A 9,040-nucleotide genomic window follows, 5' to 3' on the forward strand; every position below is an offset into this window, starting at 1 on the left:
CCTTTTAGGCCGAGGCCGGTAAGAGAGGCTTTCAGCCGCAGAGCAAACCACCAGTTCACACTGGTGGTTTTGATTTTACCATCCGGGAATAACGGAACCTTTATACGTTTCGTCAATAAATTGTTTGATTTCGTCTGTTTGGTATACATCAAGCAGTTTCTTGATGGCCGGGTCATCTTTATTTTCTGTACGTGCTGCTACAATATTGACCCATGGAGAATCTTTATCTTCAATGAAGATGGAATCTTTAGTGGGTATGAGCCCGGCTTCGATCGCATAGTTGGAGTTGATGGCTGCTGCATCCAAATCATCCAATTGGCGCGGAATTTGGGCCGCTTCCAGCTCCACAAATTCGTAATCATTTTTGTTTTCCGCAATGTCCTTGACTGACGGGGTTTCCCCCACGTTTTCTTTCAGTTTGATCAAACCGGCTTTTTCAAACAAAAGCAGGGAACGTCCGCCGTTTGTCGGGTCGTTTGGCAATCCTAGTTTTGCGCCTTTTGGCAGTTTGTTGATATCCTTGACTTTATTGGAATAAACACCCATTGGCGTTGTGATGGTGTTTCCGACTTTTACAATATCATAATTGCGGTCTTTCTTTTGCTGATTCAAATAAGGTTCATGCTGGAATACATTCAGGTCGAGATCGCCTTGGGCCAATGCTTCGTTAACCATTGGATAGTCGGAAAAAGTTTTAATATCAATTTCCAGGCCTTCTTTAGCCGCCAGTTTTTTTACTTGCTCCATGATTTCTTCATGTTCCCCGGCGCTCACCCCGACAGTCAGTTTTCCATCGGCAAGGAGGCCTTCCGCTTTTTCACCTTTATCTCCTTTATCCCCGGCTTCTTCTTTGCCGCCTCCGCCGCAGGCTGCAAGTGCGGCGATCAGTAAAACGAATAAACTTGATACTAACCATTTTTTCATATTGCCATTCCTCTTTTCTTTTTTATTTAATCTATTAATCTTTTTTCAATTTGGCTGCCAATCGGTTGCCGAGCGACTGCAATCCCTGGACAAGGATGATGAGCAGGATGACTGTTACATACATGACATCGACTTCGTACCTGAGGTGTCCGTAGCGGTATGCCAAGTCACCGAGCCCGCCGCCGCCAACAAGCCCGGCCATCGCCGTTGCTCCGATTAATGAAATGGTCGCTATCGTCAAACCAAGAATAATCGATGAGCGGGATTCTCTTACAAGTACATGCCAAATAATGTGCCATGTTTTCATTCCCATTGCTTCATAGGCCTCAACGACTCCGCGGTCTACCTCCAGGAGGGCGGTTTCCATTAAGCGGGCAATGTAAGGAGCCGTATAAATTACGAGCGGCACGATAACTCCTTTTACCCCGATCGTTGTTCCGACCATAAATTTTGTAAAAGGCAAAATAAAGAACAATAAAATGATAAAGGGAACAGAGCGGATGATATTGATCAATACATTCAAAATGCCAAAAACATATTTATTGCTGAAAGCTTTTCCCGGGCGGGTCAAAACAATCATGATCCCAAGCGGAAGACCGATTAAAATCGATATCCCCAAAGAGATTCCGACCATTTGGAAGGTTTGGATAATGGCTTCCCAAATATCTGTGCCCCAGTTATCAAGAAACTCGTTTATTTTCGTCATGGATTCTCACACCTTCCACATGGACCTGATCTTGCTCCAAGTACCGGATTGCTTTATCAATTTCGGCCGGATCTCCTTTTAAATGGACTACAAGCTGTCCAAAAGTTTCTTCCTTTAAACGTGTAATGCTCCCCGATAATATATTCGGATAAATATCAAACTTCTTCGTAACCATCGCCAAAGCCGGTTCGCCGCTTGATTCTCCGAAGAAAGAGAGCGTAACGACCTGGCCGGTTTCGTTCAATCTTTCAAGGAGGTCATTTGGTATTTTATGTGTAAACAGGCTGCTGACAAACCGTTTTGTCGTCGGATGCTGCGGTGAAGTAAAGATGTCTTTCGTTTTTCCTTCCTCGATGATTTCACCTTTTTCCATAACGGCCACACGGTCGCAGATTCGCTGGATGACGTTCATTTCATGCGTAATCAATAAAATCGTGATGCCGAGCTCTTTGTTGATTTTCAGCAGCAATTCAAGAATCGCTTCCGTTGTATCTGGATCCAATGCGCTTGTCGCTTCATCACTGAGGAGGACTTCAGGTTCAAAAGCCAGCGCACGGGCAATGGCCACCCGCTGCTTTTGCCCCCCGGACAGTTCGGCCGGATAGGCATGATACTTTTCTTCAAGACCGACTATTTTTAAATATTTCACCACCCGCTCTTCCACTTCCTTTTTGCTGAATCCGGCAAGCTTCAAGGGCAGGGAAATATTTTCATAAACAGTTGCCGTCTTTAACAAATTAAAACCTTGGAAAATCATTCCGATGTTGCTGCGGGCTTCCCGAAGCTTTTTGGTAGACAATTTGGTCAAGTCTATTCCTTTCACCTTCACGGAGCCTGCATCCGGTTTTTCCAATAGATTGACGCAGCGGATAAGGGTGCTTTTCCCCGCGCCGCTATATCCGATCACTCCGTATATTTCACCTTTTTTAACTGAAAGTGATACATTTTTTAATGCGTGAATAGAGCCTTGTTTTCCTTGAAATGTCTTTGAGATTCCCGTCAATTCGATCATTTTTATTACTCCTTCATGCGATTATTTTCAAAACCCTTGACGGCAGTCGGAATACTGGAGGAAGGGCAGCTATCTTCCTTACCAGGAAGGAATGACAGATCCTTCGAAAGTTTCATCAATAAATTGTTTTACTTCATCAGTTCGGTAAACATCCAAAAACTTTTGAATTGCTTCGTCGTCTTTGGATTCGGCTCTTGCCGCGACAACATTCACCCATGGAGAATCTTTTGATTCAATAAAGATGGAGTCCTTGCCGGGTTTAAATCCGTGTTCAATCGCAAAGTTGGTATTAATTGCTGCAGCATCAAGTTCATCTAACTGACGGGGGATTTGGGATGCTTCCAATTCCACAAACTCAAAGTCGTTTGAGTTTTCTTCAATGTCTTTCACAGCAGGCGTGTTTCCGGAGCCTTCTTTTAATTTAATCAATCCGGCTTTTTCAAATAAAACAAGAGCGCGCCCGCCGTTTGTAGGATCGTTAGGCAAACCGAGCTTTGCCCCTTTTGGCAGTTCTTGCACATCTTTTACTTTGGACGAATAAATGCCCATTGGAAAAGTTACCGCTTCTCCCACATTTACAAGATCCAGGTTTCTGTCTTCTTTAAATTGATCCAAATAAGGAATCGTTTGAAACACGTTGAGATCAAGTTCTTTTTCGTCCAAAGCAATATTGGGCATGACGTAGTCTGTAAATACTTTTACCTCAATATCCAAATCCTGCTTGGCCGCAAGTTCTTTTACTTTTTCAAGAATTTGTTCATGTGGGCCTGCTGTTGCACCGACTGTTAGTTTTCCGTCATCCAGTAAACCTTCCGATTGTTCTTCTTTCGATCCGGAAGCATTTGTATTTTCTTTGTCATTTCCTCCGCCGCATGCAGCCAGAGTAAATGCCAATATAACAGTTAAACTAGTTAATAACCATTTGCGCATTTCTCTTCCTCTTTCCTTAGTAAATTTATATATATAGTCAATATTTTAGTCTTAAGTACATAACCCCCCTTGGTTGTAAACCTCTCCGGGTGTTCCTCCTTTCAAAATGAAAAATGCCTCCCAAAAGAGAGGCATGGATATACATTGTAAATCGGTTGCACCTCTCTTATCTTTCAAAATACTGTTGTATTTTGCAGGATTTAGCACCTGTTCTTGTTTCGTCAAACAAGAATGGTTGCCGGGCTTCACAGGGCCAGTCCCTCCGCCGCTCTTTATAAGAGAACTTCAAATTCAATTGTTACATAGATATTATACTCAGTTAGATATTATACTCAGTTAGAAAAAATGTCAACAAATTTTTCATGGAAACTTTCAACAAATGAAAGCAACAAATGAAAGGGGCAATGAATATTTTTGAACCGGAATCCAAGAAAAAGGGTTGGTTTTAAAGATGGAAAAAAAGAGCTTTGGTGTAAATTCCTTGAGTTTGTTAAAGAAAATAAAAAGTTCCTAGATAACCCCATCATTCTGTCCACGGGAAAACATTATGAGTTATTGAAGCTATCCATTTGCCATCCTATTTCCCAGCATCAAGAGTTGCTAGATCAAGCATTGCGGGAATTTTATTTCCGTATCCGGTTTACTGCCTATGTATCTAAAACGCTTTACTACCATGGGTTAATTTGGATAAAAAGGTTCGGCAAGATCTTTACCGTTTTCCTGCAACGTTGGACGAACCCGTCAAGGATGACACAGAGTTAACCCATAAAGACCTGGCGGCAATTGAGGAAGAGTTCGAATTAAAGTCGAACAATATTTTGGATTATATTATCGATCCGGTCCTTTACAAAGCCATTTAAGGTTTACCCCTAATCAAAGAGACATCTTATCCCTGTCATATATAAAAGGACTTACAGATTCTGAAATGGGCACATTATTAGAAAAAACTCAGCAGGTCATTTCTAAGTCCCGGGAAAAGGCACTCAGCAAGATCAGTAAATTATTGAGGAAGGACGATTAACTTTCAGAATGGGGGGCTTTCGAATTGGAATCCAATTTATACGAACTAACTGTAAAAAAAGATGAGAAAGCTATTGAAAAAGTCATTAACCTCTTTGCACCCAAAATTAAAAAAACTTTTCTTCAAAACAGACGCCCTGAACAGGGAGGATTTAGAGCAGGAGCTGCGTATCAAACTGATCCATATTATAAAACGATATGGCCCGGAAGACATCGTCGGCTTTTGGGAGTTGTATGAAATGTTCCAGCAAAAAATTTCTTAAAAAAGGTTGTGAAAAAGTTGATTACCGTTTCTTTATAGAGTGTTAGAAAGGGGAATACCTATGGAAAAACACTGGTGTTGCGTACTATTGTTTCAAAATTTTGACACGCCAAAAAATAAAAAAATCCTTTATAATAGATGGAGAGGGTGAAAGCCTGTCCAAATCCATTACAAAGGAAATATCCCTATGGACAAGTATACACTGTTCACGTCATTTGGTAAATGGGTGAAGCCCATCACCGACCAATTATTTGGCGATGGAGCTTTTCATGCCCCACAAGATCTGTATCAAAGAAACTGACTACCACAAAGTACTTGCTTTTATTCCTATATGCCCAGATGCAAAAGCGCGAGGAATTAAGGGCAATCAGCGTCTATTAATGAAAAGCTTTCAAAAGGAATTGGGTTTAGATTCAATCAGCGCCTCGCAACTTTCGAGAAAAAACAGGCAGGTTGATCCCAAATGCCTTTTGCACATCTGGCAATCCCTGACGCAACGTGTTCGCATGGCTTCCGTCGGCCGAAAGAGACATATTCCGAATGTAAAGCTTCTGGATTCATCAACTATTCCACTCAGCCTCAACCTGTATGAATGGGCCACGTTTCGTTCAACTAAGTCCGGACTCAAGCTTCATTTACTGGTTGAGTTTATAAGTGAACAGGATATCCATCCTGAGAAGCTTACAGTGACACCTGCTGAACGGTCCGATGTGCTTGAAGCGCCACGTTTTATCACAGAACCGGGTGTAACCTATGTGATAGACCGAGGATATTATGACTTCCGTTTGTTTGACCAGTGGTGCAAGGATGGTATTTTCTTTGCGACCAGGATAAAATCCAATACTGTGGTGGATATCAGGGACTTAATCTATGATGATCTGCAACAAAACGGTTTCCGTGAATCCCTGGTTATTATAGGCTCAGCCCAAAAGAAAATGGAAAATCACTTGAGGCTGGTTGAATTTTTATGACGATACCGGAAAACTGTATCAAATCGTAACCAACCGATTTGACCTGTCCGCAAAGGATATTTCCGACCTTTATCGATCACGTTGGCAAATTGAACTGATGTTCAAATGGATGAAGCAGCATTTGCAGGTGAATCATATTCACATCCGGACAGAACAGGCTGCGTGGAACCAGCTTTACATCGCCATGATTGCTTATAGTTTACGAACAACTGGCAGAAGGCCCGGTATTTCAATGCCGGGATGAATGCCGGAAACATAGGTTTAAAAAAGAAATCGGCTCTTGTTTTTATTTTTTAAATATTGTATCATTAATATAGAATATATGTTCGGAGGTCCAGGTAAATATGGCGAAAAAAGGTCCCCGCTATGTCGTAGAACTATTCCTTAAAACGGAGATGTTTCAAGTTCATATATTAGAGAAACGCCTTGAAATCGGATGCCATATTTATAACGCCTGCAAGCGAAAAATGCTGGATCACATTCAACAAATGAGAAAAGATCAAACTTATCAATTTTGGTTGAAGCAAGAAAAATCGAAAACACGAAAAAAAAATTAAACGAGATCCGAGAGGCATATGATGTCAGCAAAACCGGTGCGGAGCGCATCGTCAAGAATATGGGAAAACACTTCCTTGGCAAAAAACCCAAAAACAAAAAACATAAGCAAAAGGTGCATTTAGACTCTCACGTCGTGCAAAAAATTGCGCTCCATGTCTGGGAATTGATCGAAGATTATCTTTTCAATCCAAAAACAAAAAAGGTGCGCTTCAAAAAGTTCGGCGAATTCAATACGCTGGAAGGCAAAACCAATCAATCAGGGATCAGATACGAAAACGGCTTTGTGGAGTGGAACGGATTAAACATAAAAGCAGAAATGCCAAAACCAGGTAAAGATCCATACCTGGAGGCAGCTTTGCACGATGAAATCGCTTATTGCCGGATTGTACGCAAAATCATCCGTGGCAGAACAAAGTTTTATCTGCAGCTGGTCATGAAAGGCATCCCGCCCCAAAAGAGGAAACCGGTTGAAGGGAAAGTCGGCGTTGATAACGGGATTTCAACCGTAGCCACAGTCAGCGACAAAAGCGTGAATGTACAAGAGTTCTGCAAAGGCTTGGATGAGCTGGACAGAAAACGCCGCATCCTGCTCCGCAGGATGGATCGTTCAAGGAGGGCGACAAACCCAAATAAATATAATGATAACGGCACCTTTAAAAAAGGAAACAAAGATAAATGGATTCGCTCCAAACGTTATTGGAAGACGCTATATGAGTTAAAGGAGATTTGCCGGAAAATAGCAGCTGCAAGGAAAATGATGCATAACAAACTTGCTAATGACATTCTTTCCGAAGGCAATGAAGTATATGCGGAACGGATGAACTACAAGGGGCTGCACAAAACCCGGTTAGGAAAACGAATCGGGATCAAAGCACCTGCCGCCTTTTTAGAGATACTTGACCGGAAACTGAAATACCAAGGCAGACAATTGATTTATGTCAACACCTGGACTGTAAAGGCCAGTCAATATTGTCCGATCGGGGATGTGTATGCCAAAAAGCCCTTATCCCTCCGTTTCCATGCACTTCCCTGCGGAAGAAAAATCCAGCGGGATATTTTCTCAGCCTGGCTTATTAAGAATGTAAACGAAACGCTTGATAAAGTAGATCGGCAAAAATGCTTAAATGAATTTCGTACGTTCTATGAGATGTATCAATCGTTTGAAGAAAAAATGCGCTCTTTAGGTGAAAAACACATTTCCAGTATTGGATTCTAAATGAGAAAGATATAACCTTTGTCGTGATGAAACCCACGAAAGATAGGCATATCTTCTGTCGTGAGACAGCGGGTTCAAATGTCTATTGGTGTTGGTATAGGTCAAACACCGGATGCGTACGTTAAGTTGTGAGAGCCGACCGCAAGGGAAGCCTCGAGCGAGTTTCCTCGTTCGACAGAACGATTTGTGCGCGAACGTCGTGTGGAAAAGCTCCAGTCCGCAGCCAGAACCTCATCTGGAAAGGGAAAAGCACAAAGTACACACGCGCCATTGCGATTTGTCGCAATGGAACCGTGACCCTTTAGGGTCACGGAACCTCCCCATTTCAATGGGGAGAGGTTTCAGAATTATAATAGGAGTATATGATGAAAAGAAGTGGTGAATGATATGTTACCCGCAGAGAGAAAGCTTAAAATATTGAAGTTTGTGCAAGAGACAAAAGCAGCATCCATTCAAGACCTCTCCAAACATTTTAATGTCCATGAAGCGACCATAAGGCGCGATCTGTCTGAACTGGCAAAAGAAAAAAAATTAAAAAGGACTCATGGCGGCGTTGTATTAAATGAAGAAGAGGTGCTTTCAGAACCTCATTTTGATTTAAGGGAAGGTTCTTTTATCGAAGAGAAGAAAAGAATTGGCGCAAAAGCGGCTGCTTTTATAGAAGAAGGGGACTCTATTGCGCTTGATTCAGGAACAACAACGCAACATATAGCCGAGGCGATTAAAAATAAAAGAAATATTACAGTCATTACCAACGATATTCATATCGCTGCCATACTCAGATATTCTCATCTGAAAGTAATCGTAACCGGCGGGGTATTGTTCCGCAATAACTTTTTTCTTAATGGGGAAGTAACCAATCAAACGTTGGCCAATCTGAATGTGACAAAAGCTTTTATTGCCACACCGGCCTTGCATCCGGAAAAAGGATTTTGATGAGACATTGATTTCAGCCAAAAAAAACATGATCCAATCTGCCAGGGAAATTTTTGTCGTAACTGATCATAGTAAGATCGGAAAAATTTCACTGCATACATTTGCGGACATGTCTTCTATTGATCATGTCATTACGGATGACAAACTGAATAAGCATATGGAAGAAAAATTAAGAAATGCATGCAGCAACGTTTGGATAGTATAAACACAGGCCAGGCTTCATTGCCTGGCCGGCAATTTTCGCTATGCCTTGTTTCATTTTCAAATGGTTAACGCCTAATCAAAAACAAATTATTTACAAATACTGTCTTTTTCCGTTTCTTTAAGAATAATTTCCATAAACTTTTCTGGTTCTTCCAAAATAGGGGTGTGTGCAGAGCTTTCAAACATTATCAACTGCTTTTCCGGGGCCTCTACCCTGAAAATATAACTACCCTGAAAATATAACTAACGAACTGCTAAAAAAAGCAATACTAAGCTAACCGGCTATACCCTAATTTCCAGA

At 41.6% G+C, this 9,040-nt stretch carries 10 protein-coding genes, 1 pseudogene and 1 riboswitch; of the genes and pseudogenes, 7 read left to right on the plus strand and 4 right to left on the minus strand.

Features of this window, described 5'->3' with window-relative positions; genetic code table 11:
- Nucleotides 1-75: 75 nt before the first annotated feature.
- From AB1L08_RS20305 to AB1L08_RS20320, 4 genes are all read right to left on the minus strand, one after another.
- Nucleotides 76-924, minus strand: a complete 849-nt coding sequence (locus AB1L08_RS20305; RefSeq protein WP_413066445.1) for a MetQ/NlpA family ABC transporter substrate-binding protein — start codon at nucleotides 922-924, stop codon at nucleotides 76-78.
- A gap of 34 nt (nucleotides 925-958) precedes the next feature.
- Nucleotides 959-1,630 (minus strand): methionine ABC transporter permease, encoded by a 672-nt coding sequence (locus AB1L08_RS20310; protein ID WP_413066446.1) that lies wholly within the window; start codon nucleotides 1,628-1,630, stop codon nucleotides 959-961.
- Complete coding sequence (locus AB1L08_RS20315) at nucleotides 1,605-2,642, minus strand: methionine ABC transporter ATP-binding protein (protein WP_413066447.1); 1,038 nt, start codon at nucleotides 2,640-2,642, stop codon at nucleotides 1,605-1,607. Before AB1L08_RS20315 ends, AB1L08_RS20310 begins: the two co-directional genes overlap by 26 nt.
- Before the next feature lie 78 nt (nucleotides 2,643-2,720).
- Nucleotides 2,721-3,572: a MetQ/NlpA family ABC transporter substrate-binding protein gene (locus AB1L08_RS20320; protein ID WP_413066448.1), complete on the minus strand. Its 852-nt coding sequence runs from the start codon at nucleotides 3,570-3,572 to the stop codon at nucleotides 2,721-2,723.
- Nucleotides 3,573-3,735: 163 nt separating this feature from the next.
- Nucleotides 3,736-3,853: riboswitch (SAM riboswitch) on the minus strand.
- Between the two features lie 402 nt (nucleotides 3,854-4,255).
- Between AB1L08_RS20320 and AB1L08_RS20325 the strand changes: the two genes are divergently transcribed.
- From AB1L08_RS20325 to AB1L08_RS20355, 7 genes and pseudogenes are all read left to right on the plus strand, one after another.
- Complete coding sequence (locus AB1L08_RS20325) at nucleotides 4,256-4,432, plus strand: hypothetical protein (RefSeq protein ID WP_413066449.1); 177 nt, start codon at nucleotides 4,256-4,258, stop codon at nucleotides 4,430-4,432.
- A 185-nt stretch (nucleotides 4,433-4,617) separates the two neighbouring features.
- Complete coding sequence (locus tag AB1L08_RS20330) at nucleotides 4,618-4,830, plus strand: hypothetical protein (RefSeq protein ID WP_413066450.1); 213 nt, start codon at nucleotides 4,618-4,620, stop codon at nucleotides 4,828-4,830.
- A gap of 293 nt (nucleotides 4,831-5,123) precedes the next feature.
- Nucleotides 5,124-5,825 (plus strand): transposase, encoded by a 702-nt coding sequence (locus AB1L08_RS20335; protein WP_413066451.1) that lies wholly within the window; start codon nucleotides 5,124-5,126, stop codon nucleotides 5,823-5,825.
- Nucleotides 5,812-6,069: a transposase gene (locus tag AB1L08_RS20340; RefSeq protein ID WP_413066452.1), complete on the plus strand. Its 258-nt coding sequence runs from the start codon at nucleotides 5,812-5,814 to the stop codon at nucleotides 6,067-6,069. The genes AB1L08_RS20335 and AB1L08_RS20340 overlap by 14 nt, the downstream gene beginning before the upstream one ends.
- A gap of 100 nt (nucleotides 6,070-6,169) precedes the next feature.
- Complete coding sequence (locus AB1L08_RS20345) at nucleotides 6,170-6,382, plus strand: hypothetical protein (protein WP_413066453.1); 213 nt, start codon at nucleotides 6,170-6,172, stop codon at nucleotides 6,380-6,382.
- Nucleotides 6,340-7,599, plus strand: coding sequence for an RNA-guided endonuclease TnpB family protein (locus AB1L08_RS20350; RefSeq protein WP_413066454.1), 1,260 nt, complete (start codon nucleotides 6,340-6,342; stop codon nucleotides 7,597-7,599). The genes AB1L08_RS20345 and AB1L08_RS20350 overlap by 43 nt, the downstream gene beginning before the upstream one ends.
- Nucleotides 7,600-7,986: 387 nt before the next feature.
- Nucleotides 7,987-8,740, plus strand: a pseudogene (locus AB1L08_RS20355) (DeoR/GlpR family DNA-binding transcription regulator).
- The last annotated feature ends 300 nt before the right edge of the window (nucleotides 8,741-9,040 follow it).

The organism is Siminovitchia jepli, from assembly GCF_047228825.1.
Taxonomy (GTDB): Bacteria; Bacillota; Bacilli; order Bacillales; family Bacillaceae_C; genus Siminovitchia.

What these genes read in the sequence shown, in the direction of transcription:
- AB1L08_RS20320 (WP_413066448.1), bottom strand. Translation starts at nt 3,572, where the DNA reads ATGCGCAAATGGTTATTAACTAGTTTAACTGTTATATTGGCATTTACT.
- AB1L08_RS20310 (WP_413066446.1), bottom strand. Translation starts at nt 1,630, where the DNA reads ATGACGAAAATAAACGAGTTTCTTGATAACTGGGGCACAGATATTTGG.
- AB1L08_RS20305 (WP_413066445.1), bottom strand. Translation starts at nt 924, where the DNA reads ATGAAAAAATGGTTAGTATCAAGTTTATTCGTTTTACTGATCGCCGCA.
- AB1L08_RS20315 (WP_413066447.1), bottom strand. Translation starts at nt 2,642, where the DNA reads ATGATCGAATTGACGGGAATCTCAAAGACATTTCAAGGAAAACAAGGC.
- AB1L08_RS20345 (WP_413066453.1), top strand. Translation starts at nt 6,170, where the DNA reads ATGGCGAAAAAAGGTCCCCGCTATGTCGTAGAACTATTCCTTAAAACG.
- AB1L08_RS20335 (WP_413066451.1), top strand. Translation starts at nt 5,124, where the DNA reads ATGCCCCACAAGATCTGTATCAAAGAAACTGACTACCACAAAGTACTT.